The sequence below is a fragment of the Peribacillus sp. TH27 genome (assembly GCF_016650915.1).
Classification (GTDB): Bacteria; Bacillota; Bacilli; order Bacillales; family DSM-1321; genus Peribacillus; species Peribacillus butanolivorans.
This window is the reverse complement of sequence record NZ_JAEKEV010000002.1, coordinates 192,239-218,989: the sequence shown is the minus strand read 5'-3', so window position 1 is coordinate 218,989 and position 26,751 is coordinate 192,239. Positions and strand designations below refer to the sequence as shown.

Annotated in this window: 20 protein-coding genes and 4 pseudogenes; 2 read left to right on the top strand and 22 right to left on the bottom strand. The window is 36.5% G+C overall.

Annotated elements, in window-relative coordinates; all coding sequences use genetic code 11:
• Positions 1-7 precede the first annotated feature (7 nt).
• The gene (locus tag JFU24_RS02615; RefSeq protein ID WP_201249449.1) at positions 8-571 is read right to left on the bottom strand and encodes an MOSC domain-containing protein; all 564 of its coding nucleotides are present in this window, start codon (positions 569-571) and stop codon (positions 8-10) included.
• Between the two features lie 295 nt (positions 572-866).
• The gene (locus JFU24_RS30965) at positions 867-1,745 is read right to left on the bottom strand and encodes a helix-turn-helix domain-containing protein (protein WP_201249448.1); all 879 of its coding nucleotides are present in this window, start codon (positions 1,743-1,745) and stop codon (positions 867-869) included.
• 101 nt (positions 1,746-1,846) lie between these two features.
• Here JFU24_RS30965 and JFU24_RS02605 point away from each other — a divergent pair.
• Positions 1,847-2,754 (top strand): annotated as a pseudogene (locus tag JFU24_RS02605) (DMT family transporter).
• Between the two features lie 157 nt (positions 2,755-2,911).
• On the opposite strand, the gene JFU24_RS02600 reads toward JFU24_RS02605, so the two are convergent.
• The 18 genes and pseudogenes from JFU24_RS02600 to JFU24_RS02515 form a co-directional block, all read right to left on the bottom strand.
• The gene (locus JFU24_RS02600; protein ID WP_201249447.1) at positions 2,912-3,409 is read right to left on the bottom strand and encodes a CcdC protein domain-containing protein; all 498 of its coding nucleotides are present in this window, start codon (positions 3,407-3,409) and stop codon (positions 2,912-2,914) included.
• Positions 3,410-4,150: 741 nt separating this feature from the next.
• Positions 4,151-5,152 (bottom strand): NAD(P)-dependent oxidoreductase, encoded by a 1,002-nt coding sequence (locus tag JFU24_RS02595; RefSeq protein ID WP_201224490.1) that lies wholly within the window; start codon positions 5,150-5,152, stop codon positions 4,151-4,153.
• Positions 5,153-5,187: 35 nt separating this feature from the next.
• A complete protein-coding gene (locus tag JFU24_RS02590) occupies positions 5,188-5,946 on the bottom strand; it encodes an SDR family NAD(P)-dependent oxidoreductase (RefSeq protein WP_201184705.1) in 759 nt (252 codons plus the stop codon).
• Positions 5,947-5,950: 4 nt separating this feature from the next.
• Complete coding sequence (locus JFU24_RS02585) at positions 5,951-7,468, bottom strand: FGGY-family carbohydrate kinase (RefSeq protein WP_201249446.1); 1,518 nt, start codon at positions 7,466-7,468, stop codon at positions 5,951-5,953.
• A 12-nt stretch (positions 7,469-7,480) separates the two neighbouring features.
• A complete protein-coding gene (locus tag JFU24_RS02580; RefSeq protein ID WP_201249445.1) occupies positions 7,481-8,743 on the bottom strand; it encodes a PTS galactitol transporter subunit IIC in 1,263 nt (420 codons plus the stop codon).
• Positions 8,744-8,869: 126 nt separating this feature from the next.
• A complete protein-coding gene (locus JFU24_RS02575; RefSeq protein ID WP_201184710.1) occupies positions 8,870-9,415 on the bottom strand; it encodes a glycerol-3-phosphate responsive antiterminator in 546 nt (181 codons plus the stop codon).
• Positions 9,416-9,516: 101 nt separating this feature from the next.
• Positions 9,517-10,311 carry a class I fructose-bisphosphate aldolase gene (locus JFU24_RS02570; RefSeq protein ID WP_201224484.1) on the bottom strand — a complete coding sequence of 265 codons (795 nt, stop codon included), beginning with the start codon at positions 10,309-10,311 and terminating at the stop codon, positions 9,517-9,519.
• Between the two features lie 204 nt (positions 10,312-10,515).
• Entirely contained in the window at positions 10,516-10,893 is a 378-nt protein-coding gene (locus JFU24_RS02565; RefSeq protein WP_057214524.1) for a VOC family protein, read from the bottom strand.
• Between the two features lie 426 nt (positions 10,894-11,319).
• A pseudogene (locus tag JFU24_RS02560) lies at positions 11,320-11,707 on the bottom strand (iron chaperone).
• A 237-nt stretch (positions 11,708-11,944) separates the two neighbouring features.
• A pseudogene (locus JFU24_RS02555) lies at positions 11,945-12,511 on the bottom strand (amidohydrolase family protein); the annotation flags it as partial.
• 411 nt (positions 12,512-12,922) lie between these two features.
• The gene (locus tag JFU24_RS02550) at positions 12,923-13,648 is read right to left on the bottom strand and encodes a YjjG family noncanonical pyrimidine nucleotidase (RefSeq protein WP_201184716.1); all 726 of its coding nucleotides are present in this window, start codon (positions 13,646-13,648) and stop codon (positions 12,923-12,925) included.
• Positions 13,649-14,003: 355 nt separating this feature from the next.
• A complete protein-coding gene (locus JFU24_RS02545) occupies positions 14,004-14,702 on the bottom strand; it encodes a Crp/Fnr family transcriptional regulator (RefSeq protein ID WP_201224480.1) in 699 nt (232 codons plus the stop codon).
• Positions 14,703-15,551: 849 nt separating this feature from the next.
• Complete coding sequence (locus tag JFU24_RS02540; protein ID WP_056522882.1) at positions 15,552-15,809, bottom strand: DUF2533 family protein; 258 nt, start codon at positions 15,807-15,809, stop codon at positions 15,552-15,554.
• A gap of 795 nt (positions 15,810-16,604) precedes the next feature.
• The gene (locus tag JFU24_RS02535; RefSeq protein WP_201249444.1) at positions 16,605-17,030 is read right to left on the bottom strand and encodes an OsmC family protein; all 426 of its coding nucleotides are present in this window, start codon (positions 17,028-17,030) and stop codon (positions 16,605-16,607) included.
• Between the two features lie 739 nt (positions 17,031-17,769).
• Positions 17,770-18,407 (bottom strand): annotated as a pseudogene (locus JFU24_RS02530) (FMN-dependent NADH-azoreductase).
• Between the two features lie 627 nt (positions 18,408-19,034).
• Complete coding sequence (locus JFU24_RS02525) at positions 19,035-19,217, bottom strand: twin-arginine translocase TatA/TatE family subunit (protein WP_201184724.1); 183 nt, start codon at positions 19,215-19,217, stop codon at positions 19,035-19,037.
• 220 nt (positions 19,218-19,437) lie between these two features.
• Positions 19,438-20,847 (bottom strand): metallophosphoesterase, encoded by a 1,410-nt coding sequence (locus JFU24_RS02520; RefSeq protein WP_201249443.1) that lies wholly within the window; start codon positions 20,845-20,847, stop codon positions 19,438-19,440.
• A 1,041-nt stretch (positions 20,848-21,888) separates the two neighbouring features.
• Positions 21,889-23,148 (bottom strand): MFS transporter, encoded by a 1,260-nt coding sequence (locus JFU24_RS02515; RefSeq protein WP_201184728.1) that lies wholly within the window; start codon positions 23,146-23,148, stop codon positions 21,889-21,891.
• Between the two features lie 626 nt (positions 23,149-23,774).
• Here JFU24_RS02515 and JFU24_RS02510 point away from each other — a divergent pair.
• Positions 23,775-25,133: an IS1182 family transposase gene (locus JFU24_RS02510; protein ID WP_201249442.1), complete on the top strand. Its 1,359-nt coding sequence runs from the start codon at positions 23,775-23,777 to the stop codon at positions 25,131-25,133.
• 294 nt (positions 25,134-25,427) lie between these two features.
• Here the strand turns inward: JFU24_RS02510 and JFU24_RS02505 are convergent, their stop codons facing one another.
• Positions 25,428-26,309, bottom strand: coding sequence for a mechanosensitive ion channel family protein (locus tag JFU24_RS02505; protein WP_201249441.1), 882 nt, complete (start codon positions 26,307-26,309; stop codon positions 25,428-25,430).
• A 22-nt stretch (positions 26,310-26,331) separates the two neighbouring features.
• Positions 26,332-26,724 carry a sporulation protein gene (locus JFU24_RS02500; protein WP_242485254.1) on the bottom strand — a complete coding sequence of 131 codons (393 nt, stop codon included), beginning with the start codon at positions 26,722-26,724 and terminating at the stop codon, positions 26,332-26,334.
• Positions 26,725-26,751: the final 27 nt, after the last annotated feature.

Genomic DNA, 26,751 nt, shown 5'->3' with positions numbered 1-26,751 from the left:
GAAAACATTACACCCTTTCAAGAGGTATATGAGGTAAAGGAGGTAATTGTATTCTAACCGGGTCTCCGGGGTGAACCTCACCACTTTCCATAACTATGCTCATTATTCCTGCTTTCCGTATCAAGTGCCCCTGCTTATCACGTTCTAAAACTGCTTTCATAAGACCTGATTTAAATTGATCTATTTGGACACATGGATTTCGTAAGCCTGTTACTTTAATAACTGCTGTTTCCCCAATATATAGAAAGGTATCCCTCGGTAAACCAAGCAGATCGATACCTTGTGTGGTGATATTTTCACCCATTTGACCAGCTGTAACATTAAAGCTATCTTTCAACTCATCTAATAATTCTGAGTGGATTAGATGAACTTGTCGCAGGTTAGGTTGATTTGGGTTACTTGCTACACGTGAACGATGCTTAACTGTTTTACCTAAATGGGCATCTCCTTCGACTCCCAAACCTTTCAAAAGTTTTATACTACTGCAATTATCCTTACTAAATGTGTGTTTATTACTTTTACTTACAGCTAGTACTATTCCACTAGCCGAGCCAATTTTTTCGTAATTCATTTTAATTCAACTCCTTATAATACTTATATTTGACATATTAATTAAAGTATCCTTCCCTGTTATTTGAAGATTAAGGGAAAATGAAAATAGTATCTAGATCACATAATGGCGCTTATCCGCAATGAAAAAAGGATTTTCGGTTGGAAAATCCTTTAACAATCAAAAATAGCAAGGTTTGATCTGAATAATCTTGAAACTAACTGGTATGACCGTACCCTAAACCACTTTCATCATTTTCTGATCCATTAATAAAAAAAACAATATCTCTTTGGATGAAGCAACTTGCCAAAAGGCTTTAAAAATTTTTTTCAACTAGACGAAATTTATTAGGAGTCATGCCAAATGCAGTTTTAAACTTTTCGATAAAATAGCTAGTACTTGAAAAACCTACTTCTAAAGAGATTTCTGTAATAGAACTTGTTGTTCGAACTAAAAGCTCTTTACTTCTATCTAAGCGGTAAGACAATAAATACTGAAAAGGTGTTCGGCCCAGATGCTTTTTAAAAAGACGATTGGTTTCAGCTCTACTTAAATAAGCAACATTTGCGACATCATCTAGTGTGATTTTACTTCCATAATGATGATGCATATATCGTAATATTTCTTTTACTCTTGGATCGTAAACTACTTTTTTCTGCCCATGATTAGGTACGATGTTCGTGACCAGACGCTCAATACAGAAAAGGTACTGTTGTGTAATTACTAATTCACATCCAAATGATTTGTTCTCATACGCGACAAATCCTTTTTTGATTGCTTCCATAATGTCATTTTGCCAATTGATACTAGGTGAAAAAGGGATAAAAGGAACTTTTTCATTTTGAATAAGGAACCCTATATACTTCTTTTCAATATACGAACTGGCTAAATGCACACCTACATTCCAACAAATATAACGTCCCTCACATGAATCGGCATGTGCTTCATGAATTACTCCTGAATTAATAAAAATCCCTTCTCCTTCATTTAAATTAATTTCTTCACCATGAATTTGAAAGCATACATGACCACCTGTTACAACGACAAACTGTAGCTCCTCATGCCAATGAAGTGGAATATAGCCAACAATATTTTTCCGAATATTAGTATGATAGAAAATGACTGGCCATTGTGGATCTTTGTATTGTACAAGTTCTTGGTACTGTGAATTAATAGAAATGTTGTAGATTTGCACTTAATCACCTCAATATTCTTATATTTTTAGAGATTAATTCGCTATTTATAGATCTTAATATTCTATATATTGATTATATCTTAATATTGATAGGTGATTATATGAATAAACAAAATCGTTTAATAGGAATTTTCTATGTCATTTTTGGCGCTAGTTTTTGGGGAGTTGGTGGGACAGTCGCGCAGCATCTTTTTCAATCTGGTAATATCGATGTGGATTGGTTTGTGACAACACGACTCTTAATTGGGGGGATTCTCTTACTTAGTAGCCAATTAGTGAGCAGTAATCGTAAGCATCTTTTTCAAATTTGGAGGGAGCCGACCAGTCGGAATCGGTTAATCACCTTCAGTCTGTTCGGCATGTTACTTGTTCAATATTCTTACATGGTTTCCATCGCTCTCGGCAATGCTTCGCAATAGCTACATTACTACAATACTTAGCACCGATTTTTATTATTTTTTATTTCATTGTAAAGGGGATTCAAAAATTAACAGGTTCCGATCTTTTGGCCATTAGTTTGACACTCCTTGGTACTTTTTTATTATTAACCAATGGATCATTTAATAATTTATCTGTACCCTTATCAGCTGTTATTTGGGGCGTAATTTCAGGACTATCATTAGCTTTTTACACACTCTATGCACGTTCGTTATTGGAGTCCTTTTCATCCGTTATTGTTGTTGGTTGGGCTATGTTACTTGCCGGAATTATTATGAATTTTGTACATCCTATTTGGGCAATCGAAGCTACAAATTGGTCCGCTTCCATTTATATCGCGTTAGGGTTTACAATCCTCTTTGGCACAGCACTCGCTTTTTGGATGTTTATCAAAAGCTTAGAATACTTAACGGCGAAGGAAACGACTTTACTTGGCACAGTTGAGCCATTAACAGCTGTTGTCAGTAGTATTCTTTGGTTGCAGTTACCATTTGGATTTTTGCAGATTGTTGGTGGACTCCTTATTTTAATATTAGTTGTTTATCTATCTCTACAAAATAAGGAAAAATAGAAAAATCCCTCCAAGTAATAGTGTAATATCCATGTATATACATGGATGTTACACTGTCTACTTAAAGAAGATAATACCAACGGGGAGCCCTTATTTATGTCTACTCTATAGAATCTATTTCAAGTTCTGAAGAGACTTTCCATTCACATAATCAGTATTATCGAAAGTCAATGTTGTCGCTAGTTTGGATTCGACTTTTGTATAGCTGGCGAAATTTGATGAAAGAGATAATTCTCCAAGGTAAGATATATCCTAGTGCTACAGTCATAAATAGTGATGCTTCTGTTTCTGGACCTAGCCATTTTAAATAATCACGAAGCAAAAACCGGAAAATAAGTACGATGAGAAAGGTAATGATAAAGCTTTTGCTTTTTACAGCATAAATATGCTGATCAGATCGGAGTTCATAGTTAGTGGTCCAAATAAGTGGAATTGACAAAAGGAACCCAAAGATACCTGCACAAACCCATTCCCAACCAGCGACATGTGCTGTTGGATTTAAAATGACGAGAATAAAGGGTAATAACAAAAATATTATGGGTAAGAGAATGCGGGTCCCGTTTCCCTTAATAGGACGATACATTGCTCTGGTTCTACGCCATAAGACCAATACAGCAATTATGATCACAATAGAATAAAACGAGGAAGAGTCCATAAATTCACCTCTATACATAGTGTATTTCAATTATATGGGAAATATAGATGGTTTAGTAGTGGTATTTGTAGAAAGAAGCGACCGTTACTTAAGACGGTCGCCCAGTTTGTAGACAAAAGAATACCTCTTATCGTCCGTCGTTAACTAAAATATTACGTTTTCTTTTCATACAGCTGGTAAAAAAATAGGCTATCAACACAGATGAAAAAGTAATTTTATATACGAAATTTTCAGAGGGTAGCCATGAATAGTCTATCAACAGCTATTTTCTTAGGAAACAAGTGGAACTTATGGAACGAACCATACAGCATCAACTACATCTAGTACTTAAATATCAATAAATTCCATTAATGTTTAGAATACACTTCACCTACAAAAGCAATGGAATACCAAAAAAGGCATAGGGTGTATTTTCCTAATATTCGTGATGAGCTAATATAATAATAGGAACGTAATGAGAAAAGCATTACGTTTCTGATTCAAACATACGGCGGCTTACTCAACGATATTATTAAAAGATATTTACATGGTAATCATCAAGATTATGAAGAATGTTTAGATGATGTATTATTAGAAGTTGGGTTTCATACCGATTCATTCGATCCAAAAAAAGTACGTTAAACAATGGATGGCAGCCTTGCTAAATATCGAACGATTGATTTCAGTGAAAAGATGGTACTCATTTTTTTCCAGACATAGAACCCCGTCAAATTACCGGGGCTCTTTTTTATAAATAAAGCTTTATGATTTCTTCTTATCCCACTCCAGCAGCCGTTCCGCCAATTTCTTCGGGGTGTTTCGAAAGGCATCATTTGTACTTCCAGCCATATGAGATGTGATTGTCACATTGTCGAGTTGCAGGAATGGACTGTTGTTCCCCAATGGCTCATGGTCAAAGGTGTCGATAGCTGCTCCTGCAATTTCATTATTTTGCAACGCTTGAATGAGATCGTCTTCCTTAATGAGGCCGGACCTCGCTGTATTAACGATTATAGCCGTGTCCTTCATTTGTTGGAAGTGCTGGTAACGGATCATATCTTTTGTCTCTTCTGTTAATCGTCCATGCATCGAAACGACGTCGGACTGTGCAAGTAATGTGTTAAGGTCAACTTGTTCGAAGTCGTTTTGACCTTTATAATACGGGTCATAGTATATGATTCGTGCATCGAATCCGTTTAAGAAACGTCCAACGAGTTGACCGATGTTCCCAAATCCAATTAGACCGATCGTTCTTTCTTCGAGTTCTGGCACGAACGCTCCGTTAGGAAAGTCCTTGCGCCATTTGCCTTGTTTTAAAGAGGCGTGAGAACGAGCTATGTTACGAATTTCTGATAGAATTAAACCGACTGTAAATTCAGCTACACTACGGGCGTTGCGCCCAGGAGTATTGATGACTTCAATGTTTCTGTCTTTCGCCAGATCCTCATTGACATTCTCCGTACCACCACGCAGGACACCTATCAACTTCAAGTTGCTAGCAGCAAGGATTAATTTAGTATTTATAGGGGCAAATTGCGTAATGACGATATCAAATGTCTCGATGTCCTCAAACAAAGTGTCGGGTAACTCCACGACTTCGCTCCCTCCATTTTCGATAGTTAAATTGTCTTTTTGCAGCTGTTCTAAATTCTCATGTATCCACTCGCGGACAGTTACTTCTATTCCAGCTTCAACTAATTTTTTCAAGCCCTGTACCATCATATCTTTTGTAATAAATAAATCAGCAATCGCTAAGCATCTCACCGTTGAACACTCCTTATCATCATTTTTCTTTACTTTTAGCGCATTAACATGCCGCCTGTGGCGTCTAGCGTCGCTCCCGTAATGTAGTTTGCTTTTTCGGAAACTAGGAAGATAGCAATGTCAGCGATTTCTTTCGCTGTAGCAACTCGCCCAAGTGGAATACGATTGACGTAATAGTCTTCATTCTTCTCAAGTGATTCTCTGATCATGTCGGTCTCAACAATACCTAATGCAAGGTTATTGACATTTATACCATTCTTCGCTATTTCACGAGCGAGCGAAATCGTAAACCCGACCATCCCCGCCTTGCTTGCAGCGTAATGAGCGTGTCCAGTCGTCGATCCATGAAACGCAGCTTGCGACGTGATGTTTAAGATTTTGCCACGTTTGTTTCGTTCAAGGCAATGATTGGCAAATGTTTGACACGTCAGAAAAACGCTAGTCAAATTGATTTCGATCGTTTCATTCCATTCCGCTAAGCTCATATCCTTCACATAGCTCGTTGGCCACACCCCAGCATTATTGATGAGCAAATCCACTTCACCAAAATGCTCGATGCTCTTATGAATTAGCTCAACAGCTGCATCAGCATTGGCTAAGTTTACTTGAAAGGAGACTGCTTTGCAGCCAAGCGACTTAATCTCCTCAACCACTTCTTGTGCTTTTTTTTGATTGCCCTGGTACGTTAAGACGATGTTAGCACCTTCATGCGCTAAGGAGAGGGCGGTTTCACGACCTACCCCTCGTGAGCCACCCGTGATGATTGCAGTTTTTCCTTGAATACCTAAGTCCATAGCATTATATACCTACCTTCCACATTTTTTCCATATGCTCCAGAGTTTCTTTATACCTATTGTACTTTTCAGCATACACTTTTGCTTTATCCAGATTCGGTTTAATAATACGGTCGACATTCACCATTTTAATAGCCGCTTCTTTAATTGAACCATATTGTCCATTCATAACAGCGGCACACATTACGGTTCCAAGCGTACCGTGTTCTTTTACTTCAACAATTTCAAGGGGGATCTGCAAGGAATCAGCGAACATTTGAAGCCATACATCTGATTTTGTTACTCCCCCGGCAATGCGAGAGGAGACTGGTTTATCACCATATTTAAGCAATCGCTCAATATGATACATATGGCCGAACACGATTCCTTCGTATACGGCACGAACGAAATGCTCCTGCTTATGCCAACTATTCATGCCAATAAAACAAGAAGTGGCATTTGGTACCGTGTTCGACCCGAATAAGAAAGGGAAAAAGAGCAAATTACTGTCCTCCGGTCCTGTTGAAGCCACCAATTCATTGCAAAGATCGTACACGGACCTCCCTTGATTCTCATACTCAAACTTTTCTCCAACCATGAACTTATCAATAAACCATTCAAGATTGCTCGCTGATGTTGGACTCGCTTCAGTTGTGAGCCAGTAATCAGGCAAACAGTAAATTGACGTCATGAACAAATCTTTATCAATGACTGGCTTTTTTGTGATGTACTCATTAATGCTCCATGTTCCAGCGACGATACATAGCTTATTTTCTTCCACAAGACCGGATGCAATGGCTGACGCGGCAATATCAAAAAGCCCTCCAGCAAGGGGAGTTCCTTCTTTTAGCCCAGTCGCTTCCGCAGCTTCTTTTGTGATGTATCCGCACACATCAGTAGATTGTTTAAGTGGGGGAAGCTTAGTCAAAATCTTTTGTAACCCGAAGAAGTCAAGTAATTCCTCATCAAAACATTGATCTCTCACATTCAATAAGCTCGTGCCAGAAATATCGGTCAACTCCAAGTATGCTTCTCCTGTCAATTTAAAGCGCAGAAAATCCTTAACCATGAATATATAATCAGACTGATCAATTACTTCTTGCTCATGGTCTTGCAACCAAGCTAGCAATGCTACTGGCTGACCCGCCCAAACAGATTGCATAGTCTTAGGAAGTACTTCAGTCTCGAAGCGAGGATCTGCATACCATTCATCTATATACTTCTTCGCCCGATTATCAGTAGAGATGATTCCGTTATAAGGAGACCCTCCGTCTTTTGTCGCTAAATAAAGACCGTTACCGTGACCGGTAATGGATATACCAACAATTTGCCCTGCATCTATCGCCGATTTCCTCAACACTTCTTTAATTACCTTGACGTTTGCTTCCCATAGCTCATCGATATCCCGTTCCGTATGAAATGGCTTTGGCATTATCATTTTTGTCTTTTGCGAGGCAATCTCCACTTCTTTTCCAGACAGTGTGTATAAGGCTGCTTTTGTGACTGTGCCACCATTATCAATTCCCAGTAAATAATTCTCCATTATCGTTCCTCCCTATGCAAAGAATGACGCGATTTTAATCAGTAACCATCCAAGCGGAGTCGAAGCTCCACCGACTAAGTTAGCGAGTTCAGTAGTGTTGCTAATATTGTCTGGTAAGGCGACATTAGCCAATTTTGCAGCTTCTGTAAATGCGCCCGAGATATCCGTCCCAATGAAGAGAACCATAGTCATGATGACGATTCCAGTAATATAAAGGCGGACCATATTATGTTTAAGGAATGGTGAACACATCGCAAATAGAAATGAAAGCGATGCCAAATCCGTGAATGGCAATAAACGATTACCTGGAAGGATTACTGCGAGCACAAGCGCAGTTGGTATCATTAAAAGTCCAGTTGCTAGAACTGCCGGATGGGCAATGAGTAGCGCTGTATCCATAGCGATGTAAAATTCACGGTTTGGAAACCTTCTCTTCAAGAAAGCTTCCGCTGCTTCCCGTATGATTGATAAACCTTCGACAAGGACGTCAACCATTTTAGGTAAAAGTACCATGACCGCACCAACGGTCACCCCTAGCGTCATAACTGATCCAATGTCAAAGCCAGCAAGAATCCCAAGCAAGACGCCGATAATCGCTCCTAGTGTTAATGGTTCGCCGAACACACCGAATTTCTTTGTAATTGATTCAGGGTCCGCCTTCACATCGCGCAACCAGGGTATGCGTTCAATGATCCAGTTGATGGCTATCCCAAACGGAACAAACACGGCGGTCGTCCCATGTGGAAAAGATACACCCTTTAAATTAAAGTCAGACTGAATACGTGGAGCAGTCAAATCACCAATAATCAAGACAATGACAAAGTGAATCAGTGCTGCCAAGGTCGCAATCCATATACTATCTGTCATACTATAAATAAGTGCACCTGTAACCATGAAGACCCAGAAGTTAAATATATCAATATTAACAGTTTTTGTTACTTTCAAGAATAGTAGAATGATATTTAAAAGAATGATCCCCGCTACGGCAAATGGAACGATAGGCGTCCCCCAGCCTATCGCCGTCGCTACAGGCCACCCAGGGTCGATGACTGTCAATTGCAAATCAAATCGGGAAACCATTGCTTCAGCGACTGGTCCCATGCTTTCAAGAAGAAGTGTGATAATTAAGCTAATACCGACAAATCCAATACCTACAAGCATGGTCGCTTTAAAGGCACGGCCAATTGTCACTCGAAAACAGAGCGCCATGATAAAAAAAATTATCGGCATCATCACCGACGGACCTAAATTGATCACCCAATTAATCATTTCCATGCAAACTCCCCCTTTTTCCTTCTTTTTAAAACAAAAAAACCACAAAGAACGACAGCTTAAACTCTGTCAACTTTGTGGGGACTCTCCATGGTCTCATACCCATTCTTGCTATTTTGTTGTATTTGTTTACCAAAGTTCTTTTTGACTCGTCGTCACAGCTGAAAATCCAGCGCGAAAGACGGTTTCAATCTTTACTTTTGAATCAAGGAAACCACCCGCAAGTAAATGAGTGTTTGGTATTATTGACTGAATTTGGTTAACGTAATGAATCGCGAAAGGACCCGGTAAAACCTCAACTCCATCAAAGTTAATATTCTCCAAAGATTTCAAAGCTTGTTCAAGAGAACGAGAATCAAGTAGGAACACGCGGTAAATTGCCAGTAAATCAAGCTTCATAGCTGTGTTTAATACACGTTGGTTCGGTGAAATGACCCCATCAACCTTGAACATTTCCTTTAACCACTTAACACCCTTTGCATCCTTCGTTAATCCTTCAATCAAATCTAAGTGTACTAACACTTTCTTACCTGCTTGATGACACCGTTTCGTCAATTCCTTTAAATTGCCGATATGTGCTTCTGATAACAATACGTACTCCGACTTACTTGAGAGCGCACTGTCCAAATCTTTTAATTGTCTTGTTGATGGAATAACTGTCTTATCTGAAAACATCTCGACCACCCTTTTAATATAGCGCTTACAACCTTCAATTGTAAAATGTTCCTAAAAAAGTGTCAAGTCATGTTCTTACACATTGTATGTGCTGCATGGTTTCAGTATGCTCTGTATGTTTCATACGCCTCTTCTGCTGTACCTTTCCCGTGAATGATTACATTCAGCGCGGCTACCACACCCGCTGGCTTTTCATTTTGCGTAATATTGCGACCAACGGCTACCCCTTTTGCACCAACATCCATGCAGTGTTTTACGAATTTGAAATAATCTAGTATATGTTCGGTTTTTGGTCCTCCCAAGGCAAGAACAGGCCTTTGAGCCATCTTTACGATTTCTGAATCTCCTGCTTCCCCTGAAAAACGTGTCTTGATAATATCAGCTCCAAGCTCTGTACCAAGACGTGCTCCAGTGGCTATCACTCCCGGATTATTGGAATCCTCATTCGTAACAGCGTATCCGTAAGGCAATGTCTCACACATAAATGGCATGTTCCATTTATCGGCATCACGAGCTAGGTGCCAGGCAATTTGATGTGAGGCTGCTTCGTTAGCTGCACCAGGAAACGTCATTGAAATAATGCCGTCTGCACCAAGCTTCAGTGCATCCTCAACGACTATCAAACCAGTTGTATTTGGTACACTTGAATCGAACACTCCCGTCGATAAATCAGCACGAACGAGCATGCCCACATCTGCAAGTGAATTGGCGTAAGTCTTTGCCATACCATACGTGACAAGTACTGCATCAAGGCCATTTTCAATCATCTTTGGCAATTCGGCAATTGTGTCATCAATTCCCCTGGTATTCGTCGAGAAATAATAACCATCAAGAGCCAATGTGATTGACTTCCCATCTTCTGCAAATATGTTTGCCATTCTCCTTGTTTTTGGCATGTAATCTCCCCATTTCTATAAAATAAACGAACAAAAATCCCCACAAAGAATCGACAGCTATCTGTCAACTTTTGTGGGGATTCACTTAGTCACATACCCAATTAGTATTGCTATTTTGTTGTCCGTTTTATGTTACCTTAATCATATGGGAACTTAAGTCTTCTGTCAAGGATATTTCTGAATCCGTTTTCATTTGTATATGATTTACTTTTTTTCCATAACCGCAAAGTAATTTTCTTCATTATCAGCAAAGTTAAATACTCTACCAAATGGCATACTTACAAGTTCTCCGACTGTGATATTTTTATCCGAAAAGTCTTTATATAATTTATCGAGATTTTCCGAGTAAAACATTAACGACGGTGTATTAAGATTTAATTCAGGCTGCATTTTTGCAATTAATTCTTTATTGTGGAGAATGATACTCGTTTCTGCTTCCTTAGTTGGAGCAATTTCAATCCATCTCATTTGGCCGTTATCTTCTTCAGAAACTACGGTAAACCCTACTTTTTCTGTCCAAAATTTCAATGTCTCATCTTGGTTATTTACATATAACATAATTTGACCGACTTTATTAATCATTTGCTTCTCTCCATTTCTACTAGTTAGGTTAATATTGATATTTTTTTCGTTTGAGCATTATACTTTTGTTTTTAAGAATATAACTACTTAATGATTATACCAAATGTAAGATTTAAGCCAAGTTTTGCTATGCTTCTCTTTTAATTCCGTATTTGATGAACAAATAAAGTTAAGTACCTACTTTTTTTGTTATATAAATCTGCCCAATTAGTAGCATAAGAAATGCACCTGTTTCTAGCCTGCCCCATATAGAAGTATTTGATAATTTACTTTCACTTCTAGATTATGATTTTCTTCTGCTTGAACAATTTATGAAAAAGTATGAATAACAGAACAAAAAAGAAGTATTCTTATTAAATTTTGTTATGTGACTAAACTGTCCCGTTACTTGAATAAGAATTTATAATCAACAGAATTTGAATGAAATTATTTTTTCTTTTTCAATCTGCCTTCAGCTTTCTTTATATTCTCAGCAACTCTAAATTTAACTATCTCGCTTATTAATTCATACGGCATCGGCTTTTCTAGAGGAAACTGAACTGCCCCTTTTGAACTTTTATATTCCGAAAATTCATGTTCAAAAGCGGCGATTCCGCTAGAAGTTGGATAAAATCCTATATGTTTTTTATAGGCGACTGAAATGTACCAGATTCCCATGTAAAACAAAGGTAGGCATTTGATAACTTATCTTTTCTTCTGCATCTGGTGCTGATTCTTTTATAACTTTTCTTAACCTTTTAAGTTTTTCCTGAACCTCATGAGGAAATTGTAAAATGTATTCATCAATTGATTTAAACATATAGGATCCCTCCATGATTTCTCCTCTCATTAAACCAAACCCTTAGAATTTCATTTACATATATTATAACGTTTTCTTACTCAAATTTCCTTCCCATTTAGCTCAACAAAATAAAAGGCTACCGCAGCAACCTCATTATTAAACTCAAGCACTCATTAGTTGAACAAGTCACTTCTCTTAAAATGCATATAATAGACGGACTGTGCAGTAATTAATCAATTTGTAATAGCGTTAAGGCCATTTCACCAACTCCTATACTGATATTTTTAAATACCAATTAAGTGCATTTTTATAAAGAACTTTTTTAGCTTCTTCTTCCTCAAGTATATTATTTATCAGCTCTATATCTGAATATCAAAAAGGCCTATTAGCCCTTGTTGAGGGTAAATCTGTTCCGAACATCAATGCATCTGGGTTTGTAGAGTATATAGTCCGAATTGCTTCTTCATCATCAAAATCAATTCTTCCGAAACCAGTTGCTTTTACTCTTACACCTTTATCAACTAAAGATAAAAGATTCGTAAAACCGCTTTTTGATAAACCAAGATGATCTATCGAAACCGAAGGAAGCTTTTCTACTATCGTTGTTATCTCTGTTAAAGAGTTAGAATCAATGTATAGCTCTGTATGCCAATTTACTAATTCATAAACTCTTCTCGCTAAGTAATCTAAACGTGATATATCCTCGGAACCTCCACGATTTACATTGAATCGAATAGCTTTCACACCAAGTTCCTTAAGTTTAATGATTTCATCATCTGATGTATTGTATGGCAATTGAGTTACACCAACAAAGTTTTCACCAAGGGTTTGTAACGCATTATCGATAATATGTAAATGCGAATCAAAACTTTCATATTTTTTCCTCCAGTCTAATTACCTTTCTACTAAATTTTATATCCTGAATTTGCATAATGAAATTTAATAATATTTATAAATATCGATAGGTTTAATTTATCAGTTGAATAATTAAGTTTGCATTTTGATGTTCAATTAAACCTGCCTATTTGTCTCCAATAGAAAAGAGCTGCATCAACAGCCCTTTATTAAACCCTTGTTGTTCTAAAAAAAGTTTGATTAAAAACATCTAACACTCATGTTTTTCAAGATACAAAAAGAAACCATTTTAATCAAAGTTAGATCAAAATGGTTCTTTTCTTGCTAATTAATATAGATTTCATAAAAAAATTGATCATTTTATTAAAGCTGTTAACAAAGATAATGCGATAGTCAGGAACAGTACTGACTAACAGCTGTTGATTCTTTTTCTACGTTTAAAATGCAATACAGCTCTTCAAGCTTTTGTATTTGATATGTTGGAACAATTTTAGTTTCATTAGGTTCCAGTTTAGGGTTGAGCCAACATGTATCTATAGCAGTTTGCTGTCCGCCTTTAATATCCGCACTTAAGGAGTCTCCGATGATTAATGCTTTTTCCATCGAGAAATTAGGAATTCGCGCAAAGACATAATCGAAATATTCCTTCATGGGCTTTTGAAAACCAGTATCCTCTGAAACGAAAATATCCTTAAATAGCGGAAATAATCCTGAATCACGTAAGCGTTTATACTGGGTCTTGGAAACACCATTAGTAACAATATATAAGTCATATTTATTTTGCAGATCGGCTATCAATTCAAAGGCCCCATTAACAAGCTGATGCCCCTCTTCTAAATAGCTACGATAGTTCTTTTCCATTAATACTCCATCAACTTCTCGACCGTATTCCTTAAATAAACGTGAATGGCGAGTATTCACTACCGTATCACGATCTATTATTCCTTTTTCAAAGGACTTCCAGAGATCTTGGTTTATTTTTTTATATTGTGCTTCGATTTCAGGAGTTAAGTGGATATTTTGATCCTCGAAAAGCAAGCGCAAAGCTAATTTTTCTGCTGCGCCAAAATCCAATAGTGTATCATCTACATCAAATAATAATGTCTGATATTTTTTCACAATTCCTTCTCCATTCCTACGTATGTAATTTACAAAATTGAGCTAGCATATCTGGGACCAAGCAACTTGATGGCCCTCATTATACTGATGAAGACACCTACTCCGGTTAAGTCACTGAACCAGTACCAGGGCTTCATATTTTGCAAAGCAAATATCCTTCAACGATGAGACCAATCATCAGCAAAGGGAAAGATTCCATTCCTAATACAAGTGTCGTTGCAGCCCAAGAGCCTATATTTTCATTCGCTTTACTATTCATTATATTTTGCGAACTGACTAACAAACCTACGATCAGTGCAAATGTTAGTCCTACAATAATAACCTCTACTCTCCAATTTAATGATTCTATTCTAATTCATTCATAAATATTGTGATTGGCTAGGTCACTCAATCCTTCTCGATTTTTAACATGGATGAACTCCTTGTTACGTTCAATCAAACCCTCTGTACATAGGTGTTGGATAACTCGATTGAGATGTCTATAGCTCGTCCCGATTAAATCCGCTACATCTCTTAAACTATTTGTACTGAGACGGCCTTTAAAATGAGCATCTGATTCATCAAAAGATATGGACAATAAATAACTTGCTAATCGTATTTCTACTGGATACATCAAATTAAAGCTCAAAGAGTTAGATTTAATACAAAATTTTCTTGTAATGGTTTTGAGTAAAAATTGTAGAAACGGTGTATAATCACTTCCGTATTTTCCTAACGAATCATAATGAATTCCAATCATGTTAACAGACGAGACGGCCTCAACCGTATTGATAATATCAATACCTTGTACGTATTCAATATCCCCAATCAATTCAAGTGGTGTCTTAAAAGAAAGAATCAATTTCTTACCTTCCAAAGAGGTGGTATAAATTTTAATTTTCCCCTTCACAAGTATATAGAGATACTGTGATGGCTCTCCTTGTGCACAAATAATCTCTCCCTGATCAAAGCTATACAACGACAACTGGGCTATTAATGGAGCGTTAAATATAGATTCTATTTGATGAGCATGCAAATAGTAATTGAGTTGCTGTCTATCTTCGGTTTGCTTCATGAATCGCTTCCGCCTCTTCCCCCTCATTCATTCCATTTCTGAAAAAGTTCTACTATTTAAGCACTAATATCACAACGCTAGCTACCAACATACTCAATACCGATAAACTGCGGTAGCTTCATCTGCTGCTTGATTTCACCGAACCGCCATTACAATCAATGCCAAAGATCAAACTGAGCCGGGCAAGGAGCACTGCTAAAATAGTGTTATCACGAATCCCAATTAGGTAATCGTTGCAGTTTACCAAGTTCTTATATCTTGAATCATCCGCTAATTAACTACTTCTTGCAAAGTAATAAAGGCACTTCCTAAAAACGCGAAGAAACTTCCTCTCATTTTTCACTCACCCATTTAGATTGCTCTCTATATTAAATGATAGATTCACGTATTTTGGAAAGGACATATGTCCTCAATCTAACATTTACTCGGTTTTTCTTTAGCAGACCTTCTAAGGACTACGCAATCATCGAAAGGTGGTTTACTCTTGCCACGCCTACATGTGCCTTAAAGAATCATGCTTTTAAAGCGAAGAACAAACAATTGAACTAGCTATGTTATTCATGATGCCATAGTTTTTCTATTTTCATCATTCCTGATTTATTACTATTTAAAAAACCCAAATCGGACCTTTTTAAGTGTCCACCATTTTAGGTGAATTCAACAGTATCTAATAACTCTATATCCCTCTTAATATCATTCCAACTAAACAACTAAAAATATTTCTATATGCCATCTATCTTAATTGGTAGTTTAAAATTCGTGTATAAAAAAACACTCATCTATATAATGAGTGTCAGGCTCGCACCGATGTTCGGTGCTTTTTCTTACATCTAAGATCTGTAAATTAGTTTACTTCAATGACTCCACATATGAACGAACCATGTCTGGGGTAACTAATTTACGAGTAGGTATAAACCTTTGATTTGCAAGAACATTGATTTGCATAGTGATTTGATTAATTTGGTCTGTTGTAAAATCCTTTTCAGCTTTACATAATTCAATAGCTCCTTGAATATAATCTTCACGTTGTTGGTCTAAAAGCGAAAATTCAGTAAAAAGTTGATTTTGTTTTTGGGCATGTAAAGAAAGGGCTTTATGTACACTCATTGTCCTTCACTCCTATGATTTTTCTAATAGCTACTTCTATAATAACAAGATAATATAGAAAACTAAAGAATTCAAATTTTCAATTTTCAATAAATCTATTTAAATTAAGCTTGGGGAACTCTGACGTACAAAACTAATTAACCTTTAGATTACCGTTAAATCCCTAATAGATGTTTGTAAAGAATATTATCTAAGCATGTCTCTGTTGAACAAGAATTTGTCTACTGATCATCTTTTTCTTCACTAGAAACAATAATGGTAGACCACTTAATATCTCAAGCGTTTTGCTACCGAAAAGGATAATCGGTTGACTTTCTCCGTACATATATAGCATATGGTCATGCTACTAATACATTGCTTATTTGTGTAAATCCCATCGCACTAATCACTTTATCCTAACGTTTTAAAACACAAAAAAGCCATTGAAGGATTGGGGTATAAAACCACACAATTCACCTCAAGAGCGGGATTTAAAAAATGAAAGGACCTTTAAATGGATTGTAAAAGGGTTTATATGTACATTAAAGAATCTTTATTATTTTCCTCATGTATGAGTTCTAATAATACTTTTTCGCATCAACGTTCGTAAACGCTTTAACTCTAATTCAATAGTATTTTCAATAAAAGAAGGCTCTTTTTTGAACATAAGCCATTGCATAAAAAATAAAGGAGCGAAAAGTTCGGTTATTTTAAATAATATAAAAATTCATTAAAAAATTAGCTGTGCTTTAAATTACTCCCTCTAATATGTCGAGAGTAAATTGAAATAGTGGTAAATAGTTCATAGATCAAAAATTATAATTTTTGATCTCCTTTGACTCCATTAATTGAATAACTCACTTCAATGTTTGCATTTAATGAGTGATATACTGAACAGTACGTATCTTTCGATAATTTAATAGCACGGACCACTTTATCTTCTGGCAGTTCCCCTTCTAGTAAATAATGGATATGATAATCGGTAAATCGTTTTGGATGATTTTCTGCCCGTGATCCTTCTATTTCTATTTGAAAAGTAATTGGTTCAAATCGCATTTTTTTCAAGATCATTACAATATCAATTCCTGTGCAACCGGCTAAGGAATGTAACAGTAACTCTGTGGGTCTCGCTCCGCTATTTTGTCCTCCTACTTCTTTGGCAGCATCCATTTTTATTACATGTCCTGACGGAGTAGATCCAGAAAAAGCCATTTCTCCTGACCATTTAATTATTGTCTTCAATTATTTCAACCCTTCCTTGGTGTTTTCCTATCCTTTAAACGTTCGTAGAGCTATTTAACAAAATTTCAGTTCAATTAAGTTTTTATTAGTACATAACCTACCGACTATTTTTTGTGTTGAGTCTTAGAGTACCTTAAGGACTATTCCAATTCTTATTTTACATAGTTAACATGTGAACGCCCTTGAGAGATTGTTTGACCTATATATTATGTAATATAGCTAGAAATTATTTAACCAAATTTTCACTGCTATTCTGTAATTAACAAGGATACTATGATTTGCAGAATTTTTTTATCTTTTAACTGTCATTGCAACAAGCACTACGTCTTGACCTTTTCACGACTGATACCTATCTTCAATTTATTAAGAATAGTCTCTCTGCAGGGGAAATCTTTTCATGCAAAAAAGGAGTAAGGAAAACTCCCTACTCCTTTTTATATTTAGGATGTTAATTAACTATTTTACGTTTTTTTCTAAGCCAAAACAGTATTGGACTAAACCCTCTTTTTAAAAATCTAAAATAAAAGTTGATCACATTTAACATTCCAGTCTGGATTTCCGACTAATAATAGAACCTATTTTGAAAAAATATTGAAATTCAAAATAGGTTCTTTATGTTAATTCAGGCATCTAGTTTGTTTAATGCTTCTTCAACTAAAGCACCTGATTGTTGAAGGTCTGATAGCTTTAAGTATAAATCTACATAAAAAAAGCCAACAAGTTGTTGATTCTATGGTAATTAAAAAGTAGAAGCTAAATCTTTTGCTCTTGTAATAGCATTTTCTTTAATTTCTTGTGCTTTATCAGGCATTGCGGACGATGTCCTTCAACGAATAATCCTTCAAATGAAGGAACTCCGAAGAATTGCATTATGATATTTAGATATCGGTGTCCCATTTCCATTTCAGTTGCTGGTCCTTCGGAATAAATACCACCACGAGCTTGAATATGCAATGCTTTCTTGTCAGTTAAAAGGCCAACTGGACCTTTGTCGGTATATTTAAATGTTTTTCCTGCAACAGAAACAGAATCAATATATGCTTTTAATACTGGTGGGAATGAAAAATTCCATAATGGTGTTACAAATATATATTTATCGGCAACAATGAATTGCTCACATAATTCTGAGAGTCGACCAACTTTAGTTTTCTCTTCCGACGAAAGTTCTTCAAATCCCTTTCCAGATTGAAGTTTTCCCCAACCACTGAAAACATCCACATCAATTTCAGGAATATTTTCTTTATAAAGGTCAATATTCACAATTTCATGGCTAGGATTTACTTCTTTATAAGTTTCAATAAATGTTTTTCCAACGGCCATACTGTAAGATTGAGTTTCATCATTCGGATGAGCTGTGATGTATAATACCTTTGTCATTCTGCATCTTTCCTTCCCTTTTACATATTTGAACATTCTAGTTTGTCTAAGTAATTTAACATTTATACAATTACCTCTAGCTAAAATATCATTAATTTTAGGTAGTTATATCTTCTACTTTGTATCAAAAAGGAATCTTGCCATAAATGGTAAATAACTAATGTAACTAAAAAAGACACAATTCCTTGTACAAGAATTACGCCTAGTTAAAAATCACAACATTATAAAGGGCGACTGAATATTTTCGCGAAAATTGAATAAAAGAGCCCATTAAAAATGAAACTGTCTAAATTATATAGTCACATGCAAAAACGATACTTCTAAACCTAAAACCCAGGCTAAGACATTTTACGGAAATAAAATGGAAACTTCCTTACAAGAAAAAAGAGAGAACATTAATTGCCACTCTTCCTTTTATTTCTAAATATCACTTAGCTATTAAAGATACATGATCTGCAGTTGCCCAATTGTTTATAGGTACTACTTTATATTTTACACCAGACTTAATTTTCAACATCGCCTTTCTTTATCAAAACATTTGGGATATGGGAGTACTCATTCTTCAGATGGAATACTTGTAAAAACAAGAGGAAGATGCAAGCTTGTTGCTTACATCTTCCTAAAAAATTATTTGGATTGTGTCTTTTCTTCTTTCTCATCTGGAGAAATCAAATCTTTTGTAGAGTTTTTAAATTCTCTTAATGTGCTGCCAAAAGCACGTCCAATTTCGGGCAACTTAGATGGTCCAAATATGATGAGGGCAATGACTAAAATCAATATCAATCCAGGCATCCCAATATTTTGAAACATTGTGTATCCTCCTTAAAATTTAATTCCTTTTTTCTTCGGTCTAAAACGTAACAAACTCTCAGTTTCTATATTGGCTGTCTCTCTTAAAATAGTAAACCAGAAGTTACGGCTGCAAGGGCTGCAGCACCTGTTCCCATATATGTAAAAATGGTACGCCGATTTCACGGTTTGTTTTCCATCAGGTTGTCCTCTTGTATTTCTCCTGAAAGCTAAAGTTATATTAGAGAGTAGCTAATGCTTTTGTTTTTCCCTCTATTTTCAAGAATGTTTTACTCATATTACCAAATGAATCTATCGCATATACTTCGATATCATAACTTATACCTGGCTGCAATCCCTTAACTGGCAGAACGAATGGGTTGGGTATAGGATCTTTGTAGAATTCTGAGAAAGCCCGAAACTCTTTCGCTATTTGTCCTGTTTGTTTGTTCTTCGCCACTACTTTATAAGAATGTACCAGTAAATTATCATTTGCCTGAGTAAACATGACATTCATCTCAGTACTAGTTGTGTCAAGAACCGTAATGCTTGCTCCTTTAGGGAAATGAGGTTTTACTTGCTCTCTCATTTCTGTATATTTAAATGTATTTTTTTTAGCGGGATAGTCAATTACCCATGGCTCGCCTATCCAATTATTTTGATTAAAGTCACGACGATGAATGTTCACTTTGTTTCCATGAACCTCTACAATTAGACCCTGACTAAAGGTTTCGGATCCTTTAGGTAATTCTCCTTGAAGATACCCAGCCTCTACCCACATATTTTTTAGAGAAGCTGTTGCAACAGAGGTAAAATCCTTTTGATGGATTGCTCTTGGTTCATCCAATGGATAATGTGTGTGACCGGAAAACGTAATTACTTGCGGATATTCTTTTAGAGTGTTATACAGTAACTCTCTGTTAACTTCGAATCCCCATTCACTCCCGTATACTGTATTTTTGATAGGCTGATGCAGAAACACAAATATCGGTTTCTTAGGATCATCTTGTTTCGCCTGCTGCAGTTGCTCCCCTAACCACGCAATTTGTTGTTCTGAAAAGTATCCTTCTGTCTTTCCATTTTCAGTGCCAAGAACTATGAAATGAAACCCTTTGATTACCTTATGGTAGAAAATAGACTCCATCCCCATTTTCTTTAAAAACAGTTTTTGGGCATCTGTTACAGATAAACCATTCCAATAGTCATGATTTCCTATCGCAAACAAAGAAGCGGCCTGCGTTTGTTTTTTTGCATTATAAAGAGCCACAAAGCGATCATACTCTTCCGTAAATCCATTTTCTGTTAAATCCCCAACAACAACAAGAGCATCTTGTTTTGGCACCAACTCATTCAATTGATGCAATGCGCTACCCAACTTTTGCAGATCGGTTGTACCACTCTTCAACATATGCACATCACTAATAACAGGAAACACCAAATCAGGATTTTTGTGTAAACCGAACTTTGATGCTTTTTCGACATGCGATGCTGCTTCGGCCTCAAGTCCATTTAGTGAGTTTACTAGCGATAATCCAAGCGTAAGCCCGGCAATCTTCGTTGTACCTCCCAAAAAACTACGTCGATCCATTCCCTTTTCTAAGATAGTATTTGACAATTTTTCAGTTTCGTTTTTTAGTTGCTCATCTTTCATTGCTACTCCTCTTTTCACAATATGATTTTATTGATTTCAATTAAGACCAATCTAATGAAATTTCTAAAAATTTATGTAAGTAAAGCAAATTTCAAGGTACTTTTAGTTTATTTTATATATAATAAATCATTGAAATTTTGGTAATAAGAATGTATTCATATCATGGAACCCGCCACTCAATCCCCCTCTTATATTCATTTTTTCAGTAGAAAAATTCACTCCTAAAGTTAGTAACGCAAATTGTGTATCACTTACTTTGACAAACTCTAAAAAGAAGGAATAAAATTTTCTAATTTGAATTCTGTATCTTCCTATATGAAAGATCTAGAGGAACTAAGACTTGTTTGTCGGTACAGTATTTATTGTCTATGCAGGTAATAATAACGGAAAAATTGTTAATGCTTGTAATGATTTGTTTCCGACCATCATTTGCTCTCAACAAAGCCCACAATAAAACAACTTTTCCACAAACGGCCTACTTCCAACTCAATATTACTTATTAATTATTAAGCTAACGTTAATGTGAAGTGTATTTTTTTTGATTTTGTTGTTAATTCAAACAAATAATTCCATGTTCATTTTTTAAACTAATAAAAAGAGGAAAAGCCAACATTCACTTTTCCTCAACGTAACATGGTATGATTTCTATTTATTCACAATCTCAATTTCTTCTTTTCGTACCTCTGCAATACTTTTTCCGACAGCTTAGAATCTGAAATAATACGGTTAATCCTATCAAACTGGCAAACCTTAAATAAGGATGCAACATCAAATTTACCCGGCAATAGTTATACTTCTCTTTATTAATGGTTTTTAGCATCTGTTACCTTCAGAAACCAATAGTATATTATTCTTAACGATTTATTCATGAATAACATAGTGAATGAAGTACAAAGTTTAAGTAACCAGATTCAATCTTTAAGTAATACCCACTCCTTTAATAAGTTGATATCTTCTAGATTCATGTTATTCAAAAAAGCAGAGAGCCTGCTCTCTGCTTTCAACTTACATGTAAATTTTCACCACTTCACTGACTTTTCCTTATTCCTGCGACTGAGTTTCCAATGATTTCGTTTCTATCTTTTGATTGTACAATGGCAAAATGAAAAACATCCCAATAATAAAAAAGAATGCCGCTGTTTCAAATATAGCGACGAGTGAAAATTGTTCTTTCAACACTCCTGCCGCACTCATAGTCAAAACCATCGAACCAGTGAATAATGGGCTTAAGATTCCATTTACTCTTCCGATGAACTCGCCTTCGGTCCTCTGCAATATCAATGTATTAATTCCAATTTGAATACAAGGCAACATTAGCCCGTTAAAGAACTCTGCGGAAAGTGTAATCCAAAGGTTGGTCGACAACCCCATTACCGCTAATCCAATGGCATTCACAAGCATTCCAAAGGCCAATAACCTCTGCGGTGCCACTTTTTTAGCAAAAATCATCACTCCAGCACCGCCTAAAATCATACCAATACCATTCACCATAAATAACCATTGTAGATTTTCCTTCGGCAGACCTAATTGTTCGGTAACTAGGAAAATCGAGAGCGGCTGAATGAATCCAAGTCCGAGCCCGGCTGCCAGAAAACATAATCCTAATAGACTTAGCTCTTTTTTTCGCAACACGTAGCTCACTCCGCTTTTCATTTCCTGCCATAATGTCGTTTTTACGGTTCCTTCATCCAGTTTGCGATCTTTTGGAAGGAAAGCGAGTGCACCCGCTGATAGTAAAAACGCTAGGCCAGTAATCGCAATCGAGATGTTGATTCCGAATGATTGGAAGGCAAATGTGCCCAGGATCGGGCCTAAAACCATAAATACGGCGAATACGGTCTGATATACAGACATCCCTGTTTGAATTTGACTCTCTGGCAAATGCATCTTAAATAGCTTCATGCCCGATGGCTGAGAGAATTGAGAAAGTATTGCTGAAATTAATGTTGCAAAAAATACCACTTTCCAACTTCCGAAGATAAGGGCGATAAGCACAGCAAATACCGATACTGCACTTAAAATATCACACCAAACCATCGTTTTTTTCGGGCTCCATCGGTCTGCAAACGTCCCACCAATAAATGAAAAAATAAAAATAGGTGCGAATTCAGCCACTGAAATCATTGAAATGGCAAAGGCATCACCGTTTGTTTGTTCCATAACGAATAGCAAAACTGCAAAATTCCGTACCCATATCCCTATTTGTAGAAATAATCCTGAAAAGATAATGGCCCGAAATACACGATTTGTAAATAAGTTAGGTTCCTTATTACTTAATGTTACAGATGCGTTTTTCCCCAATATAAAAACCTCCTGTCAAATATCTGGACAGGAGGCAGTACAATACAAATTAAAAAGGCAAAATATCCCTGATGATGGAAGGAACACAATGATCTTTGTTTGTATTTTAATGTACAGACTAATCCTATCCAGAAAAAAGTTCGTATTTAACACGCATTTTTTCTTAAAGAATAGGATTATATATCATTGTTTAAAGGTCACCCTTCCATTTAATGTTAATTATATAATAATCGAATCATTCTGATTAATCAAGTGCAAATTTCAAAAAATAATACTATTATAGAATAATTACCAAGTATTAAGTCATGAAAATAAAAAAACAGACTTTCTTTAAGAAAGCCCCAGACTGTAGACAAACTCGATGAAAATCGAGTTTGTCTACAGTTTTTTTGAGGGGTTGTAAAAATTCGACGTTGATTTCCACCCCAGGCACTCGCTTTCCGCGGGCGGTCAGGGAGCCTCCTCGGCGCCTTTGCGCCTGTGGGGTCTCCCTTGGACACGCATTTCCCGCAGGAGTCTCGCACCTTCCGTTCCAATCAACTTTGTTTTAACAATTAGATATAACCACTTTTGCCTACAGTCCTTTTTGTTTTAATATAGAAGTATTAAAACTTGAGGTGATGACGATGCTTTCGAAACATAATTCTATTCAGCGAGATCAACTTGAAATGATTACTTTGGATCAACTGGTGCCAGCGAACCATTTGGTTCGTAAAATTGAGGGGGCCATTGACTTCACTTTCATTTATGACTTGGTGAAAGAGATGTATTCAGAGATAGGCCGCCCAAGTATTGATCCAGTTATTTTAGTTAAATTGACATTCATTCAATATACCTTCGGTATTCGTTCGATGCGTAAAACGATTGAAGAAGTTGAAACGAATATGGCTTACCGTTGGTTTTTAGGTTACGGTTTCCATGATAAAGTACCTCACTTCTCAACGTTCGGGAAAAATTATGAGCGTCGCTTTAAAGATACAGACCTGTTTGAACAGATTTTTTATCGTATCCTAATGACAGCCTCAGAAAGAAAGTTAATTAGTGCAGAGCACGTATTCGTTGATTCAACACATGTGAAAGCCAGTGCGAATAAGCGAAAATTCGAAAAGAAAATCGTTCGTAAGGAAACACGAGCATATCAAGGACGCCTTCAAGAAGAAATAAATCAAGATCGTGAAAACAATGGAAAGAAGCCTTTTCCACCGGATAAATTTGATAAAGAAGAAACCAAAGAAATTAAAGAAAGTACAACTGATCCTGAGAGTGGCTACTATGTAAAAGATGAACGAACAAAACAGTTTGCCTATTCATTTCATGCGGCTGCGGACCGCAACGGTTTTGTGCTGGGGACGATTGTAACACCGGGAAATACGCATGATAGTCATATCTTAGAGCCTCTTGTTGAACAAGTGATTGAGAAAGTTGGAAAACCTGAAGTTGTTGCCGCAGATGCAGCTTACAAAACACCAGCCATTACAAGCTACCTTTTTGGGAAAGAAATCACACCAGCTTTACCCTATACACGTCCACGAACAAAAGAAGGGTTCTTTCGCAAGCATGACTATGTTTACGATGAACATTTTGATTGTTATCTCTGCCCATCGGGCGAGATTTTAAAGTACTCAACAACAAATAAAGAGGGCTATCGCGAGTACAAATCACCCAAACACACTTGTGCGACATGCTCATTTTTATCACAGTGTACAGTAAGCAAAGACCATCAAAAAGTGGTGACACGCCATATCTGGCAAAATTATATGGAAGAAGCAGATCATCTGCGTCATCACAAGGATGTAAAACCTATATATGCGAAACGTAAAGAAACAATAGAGCGTGTATTCGCAGATGCAAAAGAAAAGCATGGTATGCGTTGGACTACTTTAAGGGGACTTAAAAAATTGTCGATGCAGGCGATGCTTACTTTCGCTGCCATGAATTTAAAGAAGATAGCCAATTGGACATGGCAAGGTCCAAGAATGGCTTAATAAAGTGGGCTCGTAGAGGCCCAATCTCTTAATCTTGAGCAAAATTCAAAGGGAATTTCAAAAGGGGTCCGGAATTAAAACATTCCGAACCCCTTTTGTCTACAAACTGAGACTTTCTTTAAGAAAGCCCGTTTATATTCTTCAACCTCATGAATAGTTGCTAAGTCTATTTTTCTGCCTCAACAGTCCTAGTTAATAATGACTTCCCCACAATCCGTCATTTCATAAGAATCCAATATTATTTATAACACTTCCGAAATAGCCCCAACAAAAATCCAAAAAGATGCTTCTTTTTTAGCTCTCCATCAAACTTCCATGATTCGGATTTGTCTGAACAAGTAAATTGGAAGATGGCATTTGAATTTGATGCTCATGTAAAGCAGACATCATCTCAAACCTCACATTTCTTGATGTTTCAAAATAATCTTCAGGTTTTACTAGTCCAACTATGCATAGCTCATATCCAACATATTTAAGATTCGGATTTAAATCCGTAATGCCAAGATATCTAAAATCTTCTTCAGGTGTACCGTCCTCGAGCCTTAGAAGGCTTTCAGCAAACTTCTCATTACAAGTGAAGCATAATTCTTCCAACATCCGCTTCACCCTATCTGGTTTTTCTTGGTAACTCACCGTGATGCGTTCAATGATTCGCATTCTCCCTTTATTAAAATTTTGAATCGTCTTGATTTCACTGTGTGGGATAGTAAGCAGTTTTCCTGACCATTCCCGAATCTGCATGAACCGGATGCCAATTTCCTCAACCGTCCCGGAACTTGTCCCATTAAATGTAACAAAGTTCCCCACTCGAAATTCATTATCTGAAAACCTAACAAATCCCAATAAGATATCCTTAAGCATTTGTTGAGCGGCAAATCCGATAACGACCCCTACAATCCCAGCTCCAGCCAGTATTCCCTTTATGTCAATAAACTGTCCAATCAGATAAATGAGGAAAAGCGCCGAAATACCGTACCTTAGAGCAGAACGAGTAACACCCTGTATCGTTCTTTCGACTTCTTCCTCAAAAAAATTAGACCTTCTAAAGAACCATTCAACCATTTTGTTCAATATATAATAACCGGCCAATAACAGTAGAGCTATTATAAAAAGCCTCAATAATAAGAATTCTTTCAAATAATCCAAAACCCGCTCTGTAAAATTCAAAATATCCATGTTCCCACCTCCGTTTCCACTCTTATTCAGAATCGATTAAAATCCAATCATCATCCTTGCCTATTATCCCTTTATCAAGAATAAGTCTCGTTTTTAGGCGATAGGAAACCCCTCGCTTATATGGTTCCTTTAATGTAGGCAGACGAAAGTTAAAAGGAATTTCATTACTTTCCCCTGAATCAATCTCACTTGAAGATAAAATGGTGCTCGTTTTAAGGATATCTTCCATTCCCGTAGAATGAGTATCCATAATTAAATCACATTCAACCCTCCTTATTCTTTGCTCCTGGGTACCACCCTTAATCAAGAAATACCCATTTATTAATTCACCAGATTTATACGTATTTTTGGGAAGGATTAAATCTATCTGTGCAGACCCTATCCCTAAAAGTAACAAAGATTTTCTCAGTATCAAAGAATACACTCCATTTATATTTATTTG